17 protein-coding genes are annotated in these 18,742 nt (G+C 52.6%); 9 read left to right on the forward strand and 8 right to left on the reverse strand.

What is annotated here, in order from left to right; all coding sequences use genetic code 11:
* Window positions 1-168: 168 nt before the first annotated feature.
* Window positions 169-963, forward strand: a complete 795-nt coding sequence (locus tag CJP46_RS35090) for an SDR family NAD(P)-dependent oxidoreductase (protein ID WP_094600220.1) — start codon at window positions 169-171, stop codon at window positions 961-963.
* A 120-nt stretch (window positions 964-1,083) separates the two neighbouring features.
* On the opposite strand, the gene CJP46_RS35095 is transcribed toward CJP46_RS35090, so the two are convergent.
* The gene (locus CJP46_RS35095) at window positions 1,084-1,755 is read right to left on the reverse strand and encodes a nitroreductase family protein (protein ID WP_094600221.1); all 672 of its coding nucleotides are present in this window, start codon (window positions 1,753-1,755) and stop codon (window positions 1,084-1,086) included.
* 170 nt (window positions 1,756-1,925) lie between these two features.
* On the opposite strand from CJP46_RS35095, the gene CJP46_RS35100 reads away from it, so the two are divergent.
* Window positions 1,926-3,275 carry an aminotransferase-like domain-containing protein gene (locus CJP46_RS35100; protein ID WP_094600222.1) on the forward strand — a complete coding sequence of 450 codons (1,350 nt, stop codon included), beginning with the start codon at window positions 1,926-1,928 and terminating at the stop codon, window positions 3,273-3,275.
* A gap of 100 nt (window positions 3,276-3,375) precedes the next feature.
* Window positions 3,376-4,191 carry an AraC family transcriptional regulator gene (locus CJP46_RS35105; RefSeq protein ID WP_094600223.1) on the forward strand — a complete coding sequence of 272 codons (816 nt, stop codon included), beginning with the start codon at window positions 3,376-3,378 and terminating at the stop codon, window positions 4,189-4,191.
* A gap of 69 nt (window positions 4,192-4,260) precedes the next feature.
* Here CJP46_RS35105 and CJP46_RS35110 read toward each other — a convergent pair whose 3' ends face one another.
* From CJP46_RS35110 to CJP46_RS35120, 3 genes are all read right to left on the reverse strand, one after another.
* Window positions 4,261-4,848 carry a histidine phosphatase family protein gene (locus CJP46_RS35110; RefSeq protein ID WP_094600224.1) on the reverse strand — a complete coding sequence of 196 codons (588 nt, stop codon included), beginning with the start codon at window positions 4,846-4,848 and terminating at the stop codon, window positions 4,261-4,263.
* A gap of 63 nt (window positions 4,849-4,911) precedes the next feature.
* The gene (locus CJP46_RS35115) at window positions 4,912-6,324 is read right to left on the reverse strand and encodes an MBL fold metallo-hydrolase (RefSeq protein ID WP_094600225.1); all 1,413 of its coding nucleotides are present in this window, start codon (window positions 6,322-6,324) and stop codon (window positions 4,912-4,914) included.
* Window positions 6,325-6,360: 36 nt separating this feature from the next.
* Entirely contained in the window at window positions 6,361-7,776 is a 1,416-nt protein-coding gene (locus CJP46_RS35120; protein WP_094600226.1) for an FAD-dependent oxidoreductase, read from the reverse strand.
* Between the two features lie 353 nt (window positions 7,777-8,129).
* On the opposite strand from CJP46_RS35120, the gene CJP46_RS35125 reads away from it, so the two are divergent.
* The 3 genes from CJP46_RS35125 (at window position 8,130) to CJP46_RS35135 (ending at window position 11,708) form a co-directional block, all read left to right on the forward strand.
* Window positions 8,130-9,734 (forward strand): extracellular solute-binding protein, encoded by a 1,605-nt coding sequence (locus CJP46_RS35125; RefSeq protein ID WP_256992665.1) that lies wholly within the window; start codon window positions 8,130-8,132, stop codon window positions 9,732-9,734.
* Between the two features lie 69 nt (window positions 9,735-9,803).
* On the forward strand, window positions 9,804-10,769 hold the full coding sequence (locus CJP46_RS35130; protein WP_094600228.1) for an ABC transporter permease: 966 nt from the start codon (window positions 9,804-9,806) through the stop codon (window positions 10,767-10,769).
* 12 nt (window positions 10,770-10,781) lie between these two features.
* Window positions 10,782-11,708 carry a carbohydrate ABC transporter permease gene (locus CJP46_RS35135; RefSeq protein WP_094600229.1) on the forward strand — a complete coding sequence of 309 codons (927 nt, stop codon included), beginning with the start codon at window positions 10,782-10,784 and terminating at the stop codon, window positions 11,706-11,708.
* A 135-nt stretch (window positions 11,709-11,843) separates the two neighbouring features.
* Here the strand turns inward: CJP46_RS35135 and CJP46_RS35140 are convergent, their stop codons facing one another.
* Window positions 11,844-12,764, reverse strand: a complete 921-nt coding sequence (locus CJP46_RS35140) for a LysR family transcriptional regulator (protein WP_094600230.1) — start codon at window positions 12,762-12,764, stop codon at window positions 11,844-11,846.
* A 174-nt stretch (window positions 12,765-12,938) separates the two neighbouring features.
* On the opposite strand from CJP46_RS35140, the gene CJP46_RS35145 reads away from it, so the two are divergent.
* Window positions 12,939-13,577, forward strand: a complete 639-nt coding sequence (locus tag CJP46_RS35145; RefSeq protein ID WP_094600231.1) for an HD domain-containing protein — start codon at window positions 12,939-12,941, stop codon at window positions 13,575-13,577.
* 98 nt (window positions 13,578-13,675) lie between these two features.
* On the opposite strand, the gene CJP46_RS37690 is transcribed toward CJP46_RS35145, so the two are convergent.
* Window positions 13,676-13,771 (reverse strand): YceI family protein, encoded by a 96-nt coding sequence (locus CJP46_RS37690; RefSeq protein WP_373558075.1) that lies wholly within the window; start codon window positions 13,769-13,771, stop codon window positions 13,676-13,678.
* A 51-nt stretch (window positions 13,772-13,822) separates the two neighbouring features.
* The gene (locus CJP46_RS35155) at window positions 13,823-14,446 is read right to left on the reverse strand and encodes a CGNR zinc finger domain-containing protein (RefSeq protein ID WP_094600232.1); all 624 of its coding nucleotides are present in this window, start codon (window positions 14,444-14,446) and stop codon (window positions 13,823-13,825) included.
* A 129-nt stretch (window positions 14,447-14,575) separates the two neighbouring features.
* On the opposite strand from CJP46_RS35155, the gene CJP46_RS35160 reads away from it, so the two are divergent.
* Complete coding sequence (locus CJP46_RS35160; RefSeq protein WP_094600233.1) at window positions 14,576-15,730, forward strand: epoxide hydrolase family protein; 1,155 nt, start codon at window positions 14,576-14,578, stop codon at window positions 15,728-15,730.
* A gap of 226 nt (window positions 15,731-15,956) precedes the next feature.
* The gene (locus CJP46_RS37470) at window positions 15,957-16,817 is read left to right on the forward strand and encodes a BclA C-terminal domain-containing protein (protein WP_094600234.1); all 861 of its coding nucleotides are present in this window, start codon (window positions 15,957-15,959) and stop codon (window positions 16,815-16,817) included.
* Between the two features lie 794 nt (window positions 16,818-17,611).
* Here the strand turns inward: CJP46_RS37470 and CJP46_RS35175 are convergent.
* Complete coding sequence (locus CJP46_RS35175; protein ID WP_094600236.1) at window positions 17,612-18,736, reverse strand: S1C family serine protease; 1,125 nt, start codon at window positions 18,734-18,736, stop codon at window positions 17,612-17,614.
* Between the last annotated feature and the right edge of the window lie 6 nt (window positions 18,737-18,742).

The raw sequence follows: 18,742 nt of genomic DNA on the forward strand, positions 1-18,742 counted from the left end.
ACGAGCCTGCTTTTCGATCGATTTCCAAACCTCAGCCTGCTCCAGCGTGACGGGATATTCTAATTTTTTATTGGCGTGTACAGCAAGAACGTTGGCGCAACAGGCTAGTTACGGAGCCGTTCTGGTCAGGTAATATAATCTCTATCCGGAGTAAAAGGAGATTTTTTTATGGATATGGGATTACACAATAAAACAGCATTAGTTACAGGATCTACGAAAGGGATTGGAAAAGCCATTGCCATCGAGCTGGCCAAAGAAGGCGTTCACGTGCTCATTAACGGTCGAAACGATGAAGAGGTAGAACGAACGGTGAATGAAATCAAGTCGAATTTCCCGGCAACCTCTCCGCAAAAGGCGACGGCCGATCTTGTAGATATAGGGCAAAGAGAAGCTTTATTTGAAAAATTCCCCCAGGTTGATATTCTGGTGAACAATATGGGGATCTATGAGATCATGCCATATGAGAACGTTGACGACGAAGTATGGGAAACCTACTTCCGCACGAATGTGCTTGCCGCCAATGGGCTGACCAAATTTTATCTGCCTCACATGCTGAAGCAGGATTATGGCCGGGTCATCTTTATTGCGAGCGAAGAAGCGTTGATGCCTTCGGGACAAATGCCTCAGTATGCCGTCACCAAGTCCATGCTGTTATCTTTGTCGAAGAGCTTGTCCAAATTGACGAAAGGCACCGAAGTTACCGTTAATACGATCATGCCCGGACCGACTCTCTCTGAAAATGTGCAGCAAATCATTGAAGGGATGTACGCTGACGAAGATCTGACCTTCTCGGAAAAAGAGAAGAGGTTTATGGCGGCAGGCCTGCCTCAATCCGAAATTCAGCGGTTTATCCGGCCCATGGAAATCGGCAGATTAGCTGCTTTTGTATGCAGCCCTTATGCATCCGCTTTTAAAGGCGCTCCGATCCGTATGGATGGGGGAATGGTGCCGACGATTTTTTAACATAGGATTCTGTAAAAAAGAACCTTGGGTGGAGATCCCGAGGTTCTTTTTTTGAGTTGGTCGTATAGAGCCATTACTGTTTCAAAATGTGGTAAGGTATGATGGGGCTGCCTTATAGCATCAAAGTTTGGCGGCGTCAGGATCAAACCCGTTCCAGACGATAGTCTGCTCCACCGGGAAGCGCGTGGTTGGCCGGGCCGGCTTGACGGCTCTCCCTATAGCGACGAGCAGGACCGGTATATAACGCGGCGGAACGTGGAACGCCTTGACGAATGCGCCGGCGTCGAAACCGACCATCGGGCCGGAGTCCAGACCCATCGCTTTGGCGGCGAGCATCAGCTGCATGGCAGCCAGTGAGGCGTTGCGAATCGCCTCGTCGCGCCGGTAGGGTGAGGACGCGTCCACCGCGTAGGCCTTCTCGATTTGATCGAACAAGATCCGGGAAGAAGCATAGCCGGCGTAAGCATCCTCAGGCCCGCCTTCCATGACAGGTCCATATACCGCTGCGGCATTCCGGTTAGCCTCTAGGTCACCGAGCACGGCGACGGTTACGGCTGCGTCGACGACCTGCTGTTGGCCGTTTGCAACGGGGAGCAACCTGTGCTTGGCTTCCGTGTCGGTAAAGGCGACGAACTTCCAATGCTGCAGATTCCAGGACGAAGGAGCGCTGCCCGCAAGCTCCAGAAGCTGCTTGATTTCTTGGTCGCTGATACGATGTGCGGGATCGAAATATCGAACGGAATGGCGCTCACGGATGACGGCGAGAAAATCGGATTGAACGGTTGATGACATGATCGGGTCAACTCCTTAGTCTAGTATCAGGATCTTGTTCGCGAACTTGCATCCTTTATACTCGCCATGTTATGGCACCGGGCGGCTTGGAACAACCGCATTTTTTGCGAAGTGTACCGTAACAGTTGAGCCCGTCTTCTATACATAAGCTATAAGAGCGAGGGAGCGGAATGAAAAAATATTTGGATATCCTTGCCGATATCGAACGAAAGATCAACGAAGGGCAGTTCGTTTCGGGTCAGAAGCTGCCTTCCGTCCGCAATGCGGCGAAGATGTTCGGCTGCAGCGTCAGCACAGTTACACGGGCATACACGGAGCTGGAGAGCCGACACATGATATATTCGATCGCCCAAAGCGGTTACTACGTCGTGGAGAAACCACGTAAAGGGCCAGACACAGCGGAGGGAAAACAGATTGATTTCGCCTCGGTCTCGCCCGATCCTGCCTTGTTTCCGTATCTGGATTTCCGGCACGCTTTGAACCAAGCCTTGGACACGTACCAAAGCCACCTCTTCACCTGCGGCGAAGCCAGAGGTATGGAGATGCTTCGTCATACGCTCGTTTCTCATTTAGCGGAAGACCAGGTATTTGCTCCAGCGGAGAGGATCATCGTCACGGCGGGGGCGAACCAAGCGCTCGAAATATTGGCTAAAATGCCGTTCCCGAACGGGAAGTCCATGATCTTGGTCGAACAGCCCAGTTACGACATTTATTTACGATATCTTGAGGCAGAGGGCTTCCCGGTATGCAGCATTTCACGGACGACGGCGGGCATCGATTTACGACAATTGGAGGAGAAATTCAAACACGGCCAGATCAAGTTTTTCTACACCATGACCAGGTATCACAGCCCGCTCGGGACCTCGTTCAGCGTAGAGGAAAGAAGGGCGATTGCCCGATTGGCCGGCAAATACGACGTTTATGTCGTGGAGGACGATTACATGGCCGATTTGGGCGAAGACACGGGTGCGGATCCCATTTATGCCTATAGCGGAATGTCGCACGTCATTTATTTGAAAAGTTTCTCGAAAATGATTTTTCCGGGGCTGCGGCTCGGCGCCGCCGTGCTGCCGGAGAAGCTGCTGAAGACGTTCAGCGAATACAAAAGATATGCGGACACATCGCAGCTGTCCCAGGCGGCCCTTGAGGTGTACATCCAAAGCGGTATGTATGAACGGCACAAACGAAAAATACGCAGCCAATATGCTGCCCGGATCCGCGAACTGAACGAGGCGGTTCTACGGTATAACGTTTCAGGGCTGATCGATATCCCCCATGTGTCCTCCGGTTTGTACGTTCCGTTCAAGCTGCCGAAAAAGATCAACTTGGAACGCCTCGTTGAGCGGCTTGCCGCAAAGGAGATCCTTGTCGTTTCGAGCAAGCGGTTCTATTTATCGGACTATATGGAGCGGGAGAAGTTTCTAAGAATCAGCATTGCTCGGGCGCAGCCGGAACGGATCGAGGAGGGGGTTCGGGAGATCATTGATGAAGTGGGCCGGGAGCTCAAATCCCCGATGTGATGGTGTAAACCCGCTCTTTGGCGAAAAATAAAGATTGAACGCCCGGCTGCAATCCAATTACAATGAAACTATCTTCCAGGCCAAAGGATACGATGCATAAATGAAGACATCAACCTTGTGGAATCAAACGCTGCATCTTGTTTCGCATGCATATTTCGAGCGTAAGGAAAAGTTTGAAATGGATGTGGATTGTTACTCCGTCTGGGTGCTGTTTGCCGTAGAATCGGGCAAATTCTACTACCGGATCGGTGAGGAACGTGGGGAGGCGGGAGCCGGGGACCTGGTGTACTGCCCGCCGGGATTCACCTTTGAGCGGGAGATGGTGTCTCCGCTCGCGCTTCACTACATCGGCTTCGAAATGGCCGGAGAGGAACGGACGGGCTCAGTACTGCCGCTGCCGACATTTCTGTCGCGCCCGCTTGACAACAAACGTCTCGTTTCCAATTTTGCCTATTTGAGAAAGCTTCATTTAGCGACGGAACCGCGGCATATGCTGCGCAAGGACATGATTATGAACGACATTTGGCAGCTCGCCTGTGAGGTGTGGGAAAGAGAGCACCTCCATGATGAGCAGCAGCTGCTGGCGGATTCGGACGATGTGCTGATGAACCGCGCGGCCGAATGGATCTACCAAAACGCGTATACCCCGTTCAGCATGAGGGATCTGTCGGATTCGCTGAACCTCAGTCCCGTCCAGTTTACGCGCCGGTTCCGAAAGTCGTTTCGGATCGCTCCTTCGGACTTCGTCCGGTCTTTGCGCATCAGCAAGGTGGCCGAGCTGCTGCTGGATACCGACATGACGCTGGACCAAATTGCCACCTGCTGCGGATATGAGAACGGCTTATATCTAAGCCGGGTTTTCTCCAAGAATATGGGCATGAGCCCATCGAAATATCGCGAGCAGAATCGGTTGTAACAACGGCAAGGCGCCGGCGTCCGGCCGATTCCAGATGCCGGTCATAGCAGGCGCCCCGCAGTTCGCGCACTAGCCTTCGGTTTCCTCCAAATGCTTGATGCAGTCGTAGAGCGAATAGGTCCAGGCGGCATCGTTCAGAACGATGCTCGTTACGGAAGTGTTGCGCAGCTTGACGCCTGTCGACTCATCGCACATCAGTTCTTTTAAGGTTTGCCCCAGAAAATAGCCGTGCGTGACGGCCAGAATTTTCGAGCCCGGAAATCTGACAGCCATTTCTTCGACAAAGCTTCGGCCGCGGGCACGCATCATCTCATCCGTCTCCTGCTCCATGTCCAGCTCATGCCAACGAGGTCCCCACCGTTGAACCCTTTCCGCTTCGGTCGTATCGGCGATTTTGCCGCGGTCCATCTCGCGCAGGCGCACATCGTAGAAATCGACCGGCTTCTTGATTTCGGCCGCAATGATGTCGGCCGTCTCCCGGGCGCGCCACAGGTCGCTCGAAATAAACAGATCCCAATTCTCCGTGGCCAGCCGCTTGGCCACCAGCGCAGCCTGCATTCTTCCGGTTTCGTTCAGCGGATTTTGCGTATGGCCCTGCGCCCTGTTCTCGATATTATGATCGGTTATTCCATGCCTCACGAACGTAATTGATGTCACCGATTTGTCCTCCTAAGCTTTTCTGCGATTATCATCCAACCATACCATGAATGAGCCAGAATCTCACCGGTTTATGCCGCTTGCTGCGGCTTCCAGGATGGAGGAGACCGATACCGTTTCTCCTTTTACCGGAAAATAAGGCTTTACGCCCCGGGTGTCCTGCGATTCCGGGAACCGGCTGTGCAGCGTAATGACGGTTTTCGGTGCAATGCTGCCGATCAAGCCGGCGAGCGCCTCGGGATGGGCGTGTCCGCCATTGGACAGGGAATGGCCGGTAATGGCGTAGGCGTTCAGAAACTTGGATACGGCGGCATGCTCGATTTTGACGCTGTAGTCCGATTGAATAAAATGCGATTTACCTTGAAAGCTTCCCAGCGTCTCCAATTCAATCATATGCGCAAGGTCCGGAAATTTGAAGAAATATACGATCTCGTGCTTACGCCCGGCCACTTCTTCCAAAGAGACGGAGGGATACGGCACGGCAATGCCTTCGGTCAAGGTGGCGTCGACCACTTGAACCGGGACGTCAAGCGCCGGATGTCCATGGAGCACCTGCACACCCTCCCGGTTTGCCGTATGCCAGATGGCGGCAAGCGACGCCTCCATCATGATGCTTTTTCCCCCGTCTGCGGCGATCGCGATCATGTCGGCCATCCGCTCTAAATCCCGCGGCGACATCTGCAGATACACCATCCCTTCCGCTTCGTGAACGATCTCCGCGAATGAGACAAGCAGGGCCTCCTCCGTGATCTGCAGCGGAACAGTGGACGGATCGGATGTAAGGCGTGTCCCTTCGGTTATGAGCACGTCGATCGGTTTACTCTGGCACAGCCGGATGAAACGGTCGATCTTATCCGGATGTTTGCCCTGCCGGCGCCAATCTCCTGTATACGCAATTCTATGGGTGCCGTCGTCGATAATGATGCCGGATGCGCCGGTCGCATTATGATCCATCTCGACAACCTGCATCGTAAACGCCCCGAAATCGACCACGGTCAGGTCGTCGCAGGTTGTAATCTTGGCCCTTGTATCCTTGCTGTGGCGGCCTGCCACCATGCCGCGGAACAGGGCATGCGAATCATGGCTCATATATACGGGAAGATCCGGATGCGCGAAGGGGAGCAGCGCCATATGATCCGTATGCATATGTCCAATATAGAGATGGATCAGGTCATAGTCGGGAATCTCCCGGTCTCCCCAAACCCGCCGAACCGCATCCCAATCCAGGCCTTCGATTTGTTTAGAATCGTACAATTCCGGCAGCGGAGCGGTCATGCCCCCCAGCAAAAACTGGCGCAGCTCGCGTCCGGGCGTCGCATTCACCGGTTCAAACAGCGTCACCTGGGTCGGGAACAGCAGACTGCTGTGCTCGACGCCAAAGTCGAACAACAGCCCCTGTTTTCCTTTGCCGTACAGAACCTGTACGCCTCCTGATTTGCCTACTCCGCCAAAAAAAGTCAATTGTGCTTCCTGCAACGTGATCGCCTCCTGTAAGGATATTAGCTCACAATATCATAAACTCGTCGTTCCGCTTGCCTCGCCAACGTCCTCCAGTGAGAGGATGGCGCCATACTCCCTGAGCTTGTGCCGGATGATCCGGACATCGACATCTTCCGGAGAGATTTGCTGCTGGGCAGCCAAAGCGGCGCCGATGCCCACGCCTTCGCCGATGGCCATGCAGGTGGGCATGACCCGGGAAGAGCCGAAGACGACGGGGTCGACGCTGATGCAGCGGCCGCTGAGCATCAGTCGTTTCACGTCTTTGGCGATCGTCGCCCCGTAGGTGATGCCATAAGGACCGGCCAGCGACCGGATGACGGTGGAGTCGCCCGAACCGCTGTGAATGTCGATAATATAGGAGCCGAGCGCGATTGTGTCATCCGGAATGACGCCGTTCACGGCCGCCTCTTCGCGGACCATTTGCTTGCCGATGATCCGTCTCGTTTCTCGAATCCCCAGAAACGGTGCAATCGAGGACAAATAAATGTGCTCAAACCCCGGGATATGCTCGCGCAGCATGTCGATCAGGGGAAGGATCTGCAGATGCGATTCGATTTCGCCCCGGCTTAACTCCTCGACCTTTGTTCCGTCAAAATTCAGGATGCGGATGCAGTTTAGGGCAATGTAGCCCTCCCTGGGCAGATTGATATAGATGATCGTATCGCGGCTGATCGGGCACTTGCCTTCCTGCCTGAGCCTGGAAATCGTATTCTTCAAGCCGACGAATACGTGATTTTCGCTGGCCCGCAAAAACTCCGCCGTATAACCGGGGCGGATCTTCATTGATGATCCGTGCCGGAGTTCCTCCGGATGTTCCCCGAGGAAATCCATGAACCTTTCAAGATCAAAGCCGCCGACAGTAAACATCAGGGTAGGCGGCTGGGTTTCCCCGTTGGCATACTGCCCCTTCTCAAACGAGGCACCCGCCATATAAGCGACGTCACCGTCCCCGGTCGCATCGATAAAGACATCGGCGAAGACCTCCATTTCACGGCCTTTTCCTTTTAAGAGAACGGATTTCAGTTCACCATCCTCCACGTTCGTTCCGATGATTTCGCAGTGCAGCAGGGGCTGTACTCCGTACTGTTTGATTTTTTCAAAAATGACGATTTTCATCAAGCTGGGATCGATGACTGTCGTCGAATTGTGCAGCGGGCATTCCCGATGTCCGAAGGAACCGCCAAGCAGGGTCAGGCGGTCGACGATTTCTTGCGGCAGGCCGCGGGTGACCTGGCGTCCCTGGGCATCCAGAAAGGCCAGCAAAGGCAGCCCGATCGTCATATTTCCGCCCAAGAAGCCCTGCCGGTCCACGATGATGGTCTGTGCTCCCTCGCGTGCGGCTGCAATGGCTGCTCCGACGCCTCCGGCCCCGCCCCCAAGGACAAGCACCTGTGTTTTGATGATTTCGCGTTTCAAATGGCTTTCCATATAACCCCTACTTTCTAATATTGGATCTCCGCGGATGGACACGGCCCGTTTAGCCGTGCACCGGTTAAAAAGCGTGAATTGGTTCTCATTATACGAAGGGGGGAGGTGCATGAACATGCAGTATTCCTTCATTCGGGATGCACTTTGTTTCAGTGGCTCGCGCGCAGGGGAGACAACTTCTCCAAAACTTGACGTTCCGCCAACAAGCCCCTGACCTTGCTGAAACAAAATACATGTACAGTAAAAGAGCGTGCATGGACTCATCCGAGCGGAGATTGCTAACATGTGGGTGAAAGCTTTCCTAAATGTTGTTCATGTCAAAACAAGCCTTGAGGAGGAATACGATCGTGAACATGCGTAACAAACGTGCAGGTTCCATGGCGGCCGTGTTAAGCGCCATCCTGCTGCTGGCGGGCTGTTCCGGGGGCGGCGATTCGAAAGGCGCGTCCGCGGGCTTCCATGAGACGGGGCTGCCGATTGTCGATAAGCCGATTTCACTGACCATCGCCGGTACTTACGATGAACGAACGGGAACGAATTGGAATGAGCTTGAGACCATTAAGGAAATTAACGAAGGAACCAATGTTCAGGTGAAGTGGAATCTTAGCCCGGGCACCGATTGGGCGACAAAACGCAACCTGATTATCGCCAGCGGCGACCTTCCCGACGTGCTGCTGGAGCTCAGCAGCTCGCAGGTCGTGACGGGTGGCGCGGACGGCATGTTTATCCCGCTGGAGGATCTCATCGAGAAATACGCGCCGAATTTGACGAGCTTTCTGAACAAATACCCTGAAGTACGGCAGGCGATCACGGCTCCGGACGGACATATATACTCCCTGCCGATGGCCAACATGTCGGAGTATAAGCATGCCGACGGGAATACGCTGTGGATCAACAAGGAATGGCTGAAGAAGGCCGGCTTGGAGATGCCAAAGACGACGGAGGAGCTCACGAAGGCGCTCGAGGCATTCAAAACGATGGACATGGACGGAGACGGCAATCCGAATAACGAAATTCCGCTGACCGGCGTCTTCGGCGACTCGCAGTATGGGTTCGGCAACCTGTTCGGCTCCTTCAATACGATGGACGAAACCTTTATCGTGCAGGATGACAAGGTGGTGTTCGTCAGAGCGACGGAGGAATTCAAGAATACCGTCAAGTACCTTCATTCGCTGTATGAAAAAGGCCTGGTCGATCCGGACAGCATGACGCAAAACTCCACTCAACTGATCGCCAAAATATCCTCCGGCAAGAAGGCTTCGGTCGGAGCGTTCTTTGCCTGGAGCGCGGACCAAATCACCAACGCGGAATACCGGTGGGATTACGGTTCGCCTATGATTCCCCTCACCGGGCCGGACGGTTACCAAATTACCCCACGCAACAATTTGCAGATGACCCCGGGCATGTTCGTCATCACGAAGGTCAATCCGTACCCTGAGGCGACGATGAGATGGGTCGACCGGGCCTACGAGCCGGAGATGTCCATGAAGCTTCGCGAGGGTCCGAACCGTCTGAAGAAGCTGGCTGACGGCACTTATGACACCATCCCGAATCCGGACAACTTTACGGCCGGCGAATGGAAAGTCAAAGAGACGCCTTACAATGACTTTGTCTACGGCTTCTCGCAGGAAATGCGCGACAAGCAGATTCTGCCGAAAGCGGAGCCCGGGCAGCTGGATCCCGATTTTGATGAGTGGTACGACGCCTTGGTTCCGTATATGAAGCCTTGGGTGTACCCGAATATTATGTTCACGGACGCGCAGTACAAGAGCATTGAGCAATATCAGACGGATATCAAAACCTATACGGATAAAATGGAAGCCCAATGGATCGCCAAAGGCGGCATCGACGAGGGGTGGAAAGCGTACCTGGAGACGCTGAACAAGATGGGGCTAAGCGATTATACCAAGGTCTACCAGGACGGTTACGATACCAATAAAGCGAACCTGGCCAAATAGAAAACTGCCCCCAACACCCGTTAGCGAGCGGGTTTACGGCTCCGTGTAACGTAAAGGACGGTTGATAACATGAATACCAAAATCGAAAGGACGACGCTCGCACAGCTGGAGACGCCCGCAAAGCCGAAGGCCGCTTCGCTGTGGCAGCGGCTCGTCCGCAATTGGCAGCTCTACGTATTGCTGCTGCCGCTTCTGCTGCATTTCGCGATTTTTCAGTATGCGCCCATGTACGGTCTTCAGATCGCCTTTAAAAATTTTCGCGCCATTGACGGCATCTGGGGGAGTCCGTGGGCGGGCTTCGAGCATTTCGAGCGTTTCTTTCGGTCGTATCAATTCTGGAATACGCTCAAAAATACGCTGCTGATCAATCTGTACGATCTGGTTTTTGCCTTTCCGATCGCGATCCTTTTCGCGCTCATGCTGAATCAGGTTGCCCGGCTCCGCTTCAAGAAATGGGTGCAGACCATTACTTACGCTCCCCACTTTATCTCGACCGTGGTATTGGTCGGCATGCTGTATATTTTCTTAAATCCGCGGACGGGGATGATCAACAATTGGATCGACCTCTTCGGCGGGGAACGGATCAATTTTTTCGGAGAAGCCGCCTGGTTTAAGCCGATGTACGTCATCTCGGAGATTTGGCAGACGACGGGCTGGAGCGCGATCATCTATTTGGCCGCTTTGACTTCTGTCGATCCGCAGCTGCATGAAGCCGCAATTATGGACGGGGCCAGTAAATTTCAAAGGGTGCGGCATATCGACTTGCCCACGATTATGCCTGTCATTATGATCATGCTCATCCTCAAGATGGGACACTTTGCCTCCCTGGGCTTCTCGAAAGTGCTGCTTATGCAGAACTCATTGAATATCGATTCATCGGAAGTGATTCAAACCTATGTGTACAAGACCGGCTTGGTCGGCGCGCAGTACAGCTACTCGGCGGCGATCGGGCTGTTCGATAACCTCATCAATTTTACCCTGCTGCTGACGATGAACCAGCTCGCCAAAAAATTGAAGCAGCAAAGCTTGTTCTAGGAGGGAGCGCTCATGGCTAAAACGGATGCATTCGACCATACCGCAAGGATTGCCCGTTCCCGTGCCGACAAAGTGTTTGACCTGTGCAACTATACGATGCTGTCCGTTATTATGCTGATTGTCCTGTATCCATTGTATTTCATCGTCATTTCCTCATTCAGCGAACCGACGGCCGTCAATTCCGGAAGCGTCAGTCTTTGGCCCAAAGGCTTTACGCTGGAAGGCTACCGCATCATCCTGCAGAACCACGATGTATGGAGAGGTTACACGAATACCATTCTTTATACGGTGCTGGACGTCGCTCTAAGCTTAGCGATCATGATCCCGGGCGGCTATGCCCTATCGCGCAAGGAGCTGGACGGGCGAAATATGTTCATGGTGCTGATCGTCTTTACGATGTTCTTCAGCGGGGGAATGATCCCGACCTATATGGTGGTCAAAAACTTGGGGATGGTCGATACGATCTGGGCGCTGTTTGTGCCCACGGCCGCATCGGCGTATTACGTCATCGTGGTGCGGACGTTCTTCCAAAATACGCTGCCGGAGGAAATGCTCGAATCGGCCAAGGTCGACGGCTGCTCGACCTTCCGTTTCTTCTTCAGCATGGTGATTCCGCTATCGGCGCCCATCATTGCGGTCATGGCGCTGTTTACCGCGGTGTCCCAGTGGAACTCTTTTTTCAGCGCGCTGATTTATCTGCACGACGCGGATCTGTATCCATTGCAATTGATCCTGCGAAGCATCCTGATTTCCAGCCAGATGTCGGCCCATGGCTCCGATGCCGTCGTCGACCCCGAATCAATCGTGGAAGCGCAGCGGTATGCAGAGCTCATCAAGTATGCCCTCATTATGGTTGCCAGCATTCCGGTGATGGCGCTCTATCCTTTCCTGCAGCGGTTCTTCGTCAAAGGGATGATGATCGGATCCGTCAAAGGGTAAGGATTACAACAAACTGCCGCGAAGTTGAAATGCCCTTCCAACGGTTGATTAACTTCTAAACATTGGGGGTACCGTTCAAACGCGGCAGTTTTATGGTTGGCAGGGAAAGGATTGAGCGGCGCAAGTGAGAGGGTTCTAGTTCTCGATCGCCGCACGGGGGGCTGGATTGCCTAACTCGTTATTTTCCACAAATTGTTGGAGAAGGGAAATAAACGCCCGGGACGCGTGGCTGAGAAATTTATCCTTATTATAAATGATGACGATTTGCCGGTATAAGGTGGGATTGACGATAGGGATGGCAGATACTGCACCGTCACGGTTCAGATCGATCAGCGATTTGGATAAGATGCTGACGCCGGCACCCGATTTCACCAAATTGAAGATGGTACCGATGGAATTGGTTTCGACGAAGGGGGTCATCTGTTTGCCGGTCATGCGGCAGGTTGCATCCACTAACTGGCGGCACTTGTGGCTCTCGGGAAGCAGGATCAGCGGCAGCCGGTCCACCTCTGCAAAATCAATCTCTTTTCGCTGGGCAAGCTCCTGGTTGGAGGAGACGGTTAAGTAAAACTGCTCGAAGTATAAAGGGATCTTCTCCAGCCGGTCATCGTCGACGGGCAGAATGGTCACGGCCGCATCGAGCTCATTATTCAGTACCTTTTCAGTAACGTTTCCGGATTCAACGATTTTGATCGTAATGTTCGGATATTTTCGGTTGAAATCGACCAGAAGCGAGGATACCAAATGATTTAACTCCCCGGGGGGAGAGCCGATGGCGAGCGTTCCGCGTTCTCCGCTTAGCAGCTCGTTCATTTGATCCTTCGCGCTTTGGAGAGCATTGAAAATCACAGCCGTATGCGATTTCAGGATCCTTCCCGCTTCCGTCAACGCGATTTTTTTTCCGATTCGATCAAAAAGAGGGGTGCCGATTTCGTCTTCAAGCGACTTGATCTGATGGCTCAGCGTAGGCTGGGTCACATTTAATTTATCTGCGGCCCGGGTGAAGTGAAGTTCCTCGCAAATCGCTCGGAAATATTCCAGTTGCCGTATCTCCATGGTTCCGTTCCTCCCGATGTGTAGGATGACAAGATGAGTGTATGAATGCTATGAACGTCCAAATGATGTGGTTTATCTATTATAATTATAGAAATCATAATATTGATCTATCGTATACTGAATTCTACAATGAGGACATCAACAACACAATCCTTTTTTGCGAGGTGTATGAAAATGTCCTTATCCATCGGTCATGTAAAAATCCCGGACAGCGCATTAGCCAGACAGGCTGCCGAGCTGCTTCGGGATCATGGGGATGATTTGCTCTGGAACCATTCTCATCGGGTGTATCTGTTTGGTGCCGTTCAAGGGGAACAAGCCGGATTAACGTATGACGCCGAGCTGCTGTATATTAGTGCTTTGTTCCATGATTTGGGATTAACCAAGCGTTTCAGCAGTCCTGACAAGCGGTTTGAGGTTGACGGGGCCAATGCGGCAAGAAGGTTTTTGGAACAGCATCAGGTTCCGGAGGAGTCGATCCGGCTCGTGTGGGATGCTGTCGCCCTGCATACGACGCTCGGCATTGCACAGTATAAGGAGGCTGAAGTTGCGCTGATCTATTCGGGCGTCGGGTATGATGTGATGGGAGAAAACTTTGATGCGATCACACCGGACGTTCGCGAACAAATCGTAACGGCGTTCCCCCGGAATCAATTTAAAAGCAAGATCCTGTATGCTTTTCTGGAAGGCTTCAAGCATAAGCCTGAAACGACATTCGGGAACATTAAATCGGATGTATGCGAGCTGTTGCTGCCAGGATACAAACGCCCGAACTTCTGTGACTTGGTTCTTCATTCGCATTGGGAGGCGTAAGTGGATACATCGCTTATTCTAAAAATAAACCGATGCCTCGCGGCATCGGTTATTCATGCATTAGTCCCGTTTGACGGCCTCGATGTTCAGCTCGATTCTCAGTTCGTTGCCCGCCCTTTGAGCGGGAACTTTGCCGCATCAAGGAAGTCATCGCTCCTCAGATGCTCATCCCGCTGCGGTTGGCGGGTTGTGATGCTTCCGCGTCAATGGAAGCCTCAATCACTGCGGTCGTCAAGTCGCTCGGATCAAAGCTCATTTAGGTTTCCGGTTTGGCGGGCACGGTATCTGTTGACTTTGTGGGCATTTCCGCAGGTCTTCATGTTGCACCATCGACGGCTGCGGTTTTTGGTCTCGTCGAGGAACAGCCAGCTGCAATTGTCACTGGCACACTCGCGGATCCGGTCCAGGGCGGAAGAGGTGGTGAGTAAATCAGCCGCTGAACGTACGACCGGGGCTATCATGCAATCCAGAGTCAGTTCCTTCGCCCACCCCCAAGCATATCCTTCGGACGTACGGACGATCCGCGATCGCTGAAAGCTTCGCTCGATCTCTTCATTGAGGAGAAGCAATTCGGTATCAAGAACGCCGTCCCGGGCAGAAATGTTGGAAAAAATCCGGTATATCGCCTCTCTCAATGCTTTGACCCGGGCCAGGACACTGCTTGCGCCAGGCGAATCGCTCTGGGCCTTTGCTTCGAGATGCTGCCGCTCCATTTCACTGATCAATCCAGCCTCATGCGTCCAATGGAGCAAATCGGCGTAGCTTGTCAGATGATCGGTTTCGCTCGCCCGGTTCCTTGCGCCGCCGATCGTATTGGCCAAATCAAGGCAGAGTGACCCGCCAATGAACTCAAAATTTTCCTTTTCCAATGAAGTTCACTCCTTGATCCTGCATACACCGACAAAACGCGTGTTTACAGGTTACGTGTATTTCGATATAATTGTCACCATCTAAAACCATTATAGATGGTTAAACACCATCGTCAAGGGGGAACAACGATGAAAAAACACTTCCAGGTAAGTCTGCCCCAGTCACTTATCGATGATTTGAGGTTGCGTCTTGACCATGTGAGATGGCCCGATACGGTCGAAATCATGGACTGGAATTACGGGACCAATCTTGCGTACTTACAGGAGCTCATGTCCTACTGGCAAAAGGATTTTGACTGGAGGAAACAAGAGCAAAAACTGAACCAGTTCAATCATTTCCAGGCTTCCGTAGCAGGACAGAATATTCACTTTATCCACGAGCAGGGGAATGGCCCCAAGCCGATCCCGATCGTCCTGACTCACGGCTGGCCGAGTACATTTTATGAGATGTCGAAAATCATTCCTTTGTTGACCGATCCCGGCGCACACGGCGGCGATGCTGCGGACGCATTTGACGTCATCGTTCCTTCGCTTCCCGGATACGGGTTTTCCGACCGGCCCAAGGAGCCCGGAATGACGCTGCGAACGATTTCCAACCTGTGGACCGAACTCATGGTTGATGTGCTAGGGTACGAACGTTTTGCCGCTCACGGGGGCGATATCGGGGCTGGCGTTACGACGCATCTTGGCCGTTACCATCCGGACCGGATGATCGGAATCCACGTTATGGCTGTCGCTGCCCCTTACCTGGGCCCGGGTACTGCGCCATTAACCTCTGCGGAACAAACCTACTTGAATCAAGTGGAGCGCTGGGAACAGGTAGAAGGAGCGTATGACCATCAGCAGTCTACAAAGCCCCAGACGTTGGCGTACGGTTTAAACGATTCGCCTGTCGGGCTCGCCGGCTGGATCATTGAAAAAATGCGGGCGTGGAGTGACTGTTCAGGGAACATTGAACGCCGCTTTAGCAAGGACGAGCTTCTGACGAATCTGATGATTTATTGGGGAACGGAGACGATTAACTCTTCCATGCGGCTTTATTATGATCACAAGCATTTCTCGAAGATGGATCCTGCGGTGCATTCGATCGGGGTTCCGGCAGGGGTTACATTGTCAGTAGAACCTGTAAATAAAGCGCCAAAAGAGTGGGCGGAACGCACCTACACAAACATTCAGCGATGGACGGAGCTGCCGCGGGGCGGCCATTTTGCCGCATTCGAAGAGCCTGAGCTGCTAGCCGAAGAGATTCGTGCCTTCTTCCGGCCTTTGAGGGAGAAAATGTGAGGGACATCGGGTAAACGGCCGGCGGGGATCGCCGGGCTGGTGGGACCTGAAGGCACTGGCGCGCTCATTAGATGAATTAAGCGCAAGAGTGCACTTACCGGCGACTACATGCAATATTAGGCATTAACCGCTTTCCGTATAAAAAGGACAGGAGTCCAATCTTTAATATTGAGTAGACAATAAACTGAATTCGAATGAATATAAATGGAGGTGGGAAATTCATTCTATGAACAGTAAGAGATGTAGACCTAAGCATCTTCATAAAGGAAAGAAAATCATTAAAGTCAATTGCAAACCACCAAAGATTAACGTAAATGCACCACAAGGACCGATTGGGTTACCCGGCGTTCCAGGTCCTCAAGGCCTTCCTGGTGCTCAAGGCGTTCCGGGACCTAGTGGACCCCAAGGCCCCCAAGGTCCCCAAGGTCCTCAAGGTGAAACTGGTTCACAAGGTCCTCAAGGTCTTCAAGGTGGAACTGGTCCCCAAGGTCCCCAAGGTCCCCAAGGTCCTCAAGGTGAAACTGGTTCACAAGGTCCTCAAGGTCTTCAAGGTGAAACTGGCCCTCAAGGTCCCCAAGGTCTTCAAGGTGAAACTGGTTCACAAGGTGCTCAAGGTGCACAAGGTGCTCAAGGTGCACAAGGAGAAACTGGTCCTCAAGGTGTTCCCGGACCAGCTGGAGCAGGGATCTCAGACTTTTTCGGCATTTATCGTTTTGCCCCTAGTACAGGAACCGATACGGTCCCAGCTAGTTCAGCTGTTATTTTTAATGGGGTGTTCGCAAACTCTGGTGGAGCGTTTACGTTCACGGCCCCCTCAGCGACAATTACAATTAATGAAACGGGAACGTATTTGATATCTTTTACGGTTCACAATCAAAGTAATGCAGATTTCAACCTGACCGTAAACGGTACTCCTGTCACTCCTGTTCCTTTTACAGGAAACGGTGGTGGCCCAACATCTGCTCAAGCGATTATCAGTGTTGCTACAGTGCCAACAACTATTCAATTGGTAAATGCTAATGCAACACCTGCACAGCTTCATAACCTTACAAATACGACCCTTACAATATTAAAATTAGCGCCTTAGTAATAACGGAAAGAAAATCCTTACCTGCCAATTCGATGGCAGGTTATTTTTTATCTATATGCATTGTCTCAAAAGGCAGATTGTGCGTTAAACTTGCAGCATATGACTATTAATTGGCAAATAGAAACTTTCAGGGGCGATTTGGAAACAGTAGAAGCTAACTATGGGAAACTGGCTTCATCGTGAAAGTGATCGGCATCCAGCCGGGAGATATGTTGGATATTTTGTTGGTGAAACAGCTATGTGTGTGATGCGTGATAATAACGACAAGACTTTGACTCTGATGAGCCAACTAGTCAGATTTTGCTGCGTTCTATTATATATACTTCATTAGAATGGCGGGGAGGGATTCCAATCAAGAAGCTGCTCATTGGTATATGGGTCATTATTCTTGCGATGTTATCCGGATGTCTAAACCATCCTTCCATGATTCAATATACCGGCGAAAGTAAAAACTGGTCTGCAAGCTATACGATTACCAAACTGAATCGTGGAGATCATGTTGACCGGTTCCAAATACGGTACAAAGGGAAAGACCCCGCTAAGGTGGGGAGAGTCAAATATAAATACACCAGTACAGCGATGAACGGAAGCGGGGAACAAAAATTGTCAGGGAACAGAGACATCGTTACCGGATCTGGAGGCAACGGCGCTCTTCCGTTGGAGGATTCAACCTTTCAGGTTACCGTCGAGTGGAGGGGCCAAAAGGAAGAGATGGAGCTTTCGACTGGCGCTTCCCGTAAATAAAAAGCCCCCGTCCACAAGGGACAGGGGCTGTGCCAGGGCTGATGGAATTAAATCTTCTTCCCTTTGCCGTGCAGAATTTTCAATTCCCCGTTCTCATACCCGACCGAGTAGCTCATCCGGTAACCCTGATAGACGGTGCCGGTCTTGCGCCGCTCCTCGGCCGTAATGTCAACGCTGACCAAAGCGCCGTCGTCCTGCTCTTCAAGCATCAGGGGGCCGAGCGTAATATAACCGGTATTCAGGTATCCTGCCCGAAAATCCTCGTAGCTGATTCCGCTCTGCCATTCGCTGCCGAGGAGAGAATAGGCCGTGACGTAATCGCCGTTATTCAGGCTCTGATAGAAGTAAGCGACCATGTCCTGTTCGTCCGTGACCGAACCGTCGCTATCCATACCGTATTCAGCAGACGGAAGCGCGGTCATCGGCGTCTTGGACCACTCCCCGGCTTGCTGAAGAATGCTGGAGATCGGAATGCTGAACCCGATTCCCGACTCCTGGTTGACAGCCGCCGAATTGATGCCCAGCACCTCGCCCGTTTCTGCGCTAACCAGCGGTCCTCCGCTGTTGCCGTGGGTAATCGGCGCAGAAATTTGGTACAGGTTGCTGTATGTGTACGGATCGATGTCGAAGCTTCGGCCGAGTCCGCTGATAATGCCCGTCGTTACCGTGTTTTCCAGTCCCAGCGGGCTGCCGAGCGCGAGGACTTCGTCCCCGACCTCCGCCTTGTAGCCTTCGGCCACCGGAAGCGGGGTGAGCTTCTTAAGCTCCGGCACGCGAACGACCGCAATATCCGTATCGGTGCCGATCCCGATGACGGTTCCTTTATATTCTTCGTGATTCAGCGTCCGCACCGTTACCTGCTCGGACCCGGCTACGACATGGGCATTGGTCAACAGGTCACCTTGAACGTTATACAGAAATCCGGACCCGAGTCCGTCTCCGCTTTCGATCGTGACGACCCGTTTCTGGCTGTCCTCGATAATCTCCTTGCGCGTCTTTTTTTCTTTCGTCACCGCAGCTGCCGCGGTTGCTTTGGCTGGAGTTTGCACCGCGAGCAGCGGCTGCCCGCCCAGCTGGTTCTCGGCAGTCCTGTGAATGAAATACGTTCCGCCGCCTCCCAAGCCGAGGATGATCAGGGAGGCCAACGTGCTGATCCAAATTCCTTTACTCATATTCCG

The sequence above is a fragment of the Paenibacillus sp. XY044 genome, from assembly GCF_002257645.1.
Lineage (GTDB): Bacteria > Bacillota > Bacilli > Paenibacillales > Paenibacillaceae > Paenibacillus_AQ.

Coding starts and splice junctions, on each gene's coding strand:
- CJP46_RS35120 (WP_094600226.1), bottom strand. CDS start 7,776: ATGGAAAGCCATTTGAAACGCGAAATCATCAAAACACAGGTGCTTGTC.
- CJP46_RS35135 (WP_094600229.1), top strand. CDS start 10,782: ATGGCTAAAACGGATGCATTCGACCATACCGCAAGGATTGCCCGTTCC.
- CJP46_RS35160 (WP_094600233.1), top strand. CDS start 14,576: ATGAAAAAACACTTCCAGGTAAGTCTGCCCCAGTCACTTATCGATGAT.
- CJP46_RS35105 (WP_094600223.1), top strand. CDS start 3,376: ATGAAGACATCAACCTTGTGGAATCAAACGCTGCATCTTGTTTCGCAT.
- CJP46_RS35125 (WP_256992665.1), top strand. CDS start 8,130: ATGCGTAACAAACGTGCAGGTTCCATGGCGGCCGTGTTAAGCGCCATC.
- CJP46_RS35090 (WP_094600220.1), top strand. CDS start 169: ATGGATATGGGATTACACAATAAAACAGCATTAGTTACAGGATCTACG.
- CJP46_RS35145 (WP_094600231.1), top strand. CDS start 12,939: ATGTCCTTATCCATCGGTCATGTAAAAATCCCGGACAGCGCATTAGCC.
- CJP46_RS35130 (WP_094600228.1), top strand. CDS start 9,804: ATGAATACCAAAATCGAAAGGACGACGCTCGCACAGCTGGAGACGCCC.
- CJP46_RS35175 (WP_094600236.1), bottom strand. CDS start 18,736: ATGAGTAAAGGAATTTGGATCAGCACGTTGGCCTCCCTGATCATCCTC.
- CJP46_RS35100 (WP_094600222.1), top strand. CDS start 1,926: ATGAAAAAATATTTGGATATCCTTGCCGATATCGAACGAAAGATCAAC.
- CJP46_RS35140 (WP_094600230.1), bottom strand. CDS start 12,764: ATGGAGATACGGCAACTGGAATATTTCCGAGCGATTTGCGAGGAACTT.
- CJP46_RS37470 (WP_094600234.1), top strand. CDS start 15,957: ATGAACAGTAAGAGATGTAGACCTAAGCATCTTCATAAAGGAAAGAAA.
- CJP46_RS35095 (WP_094600221.1), bottom strand. CDS start 1,755: ATGTCATCAACCGTTCAATCCGATTTTCTCGCCGTCATCCGTGAGCGC.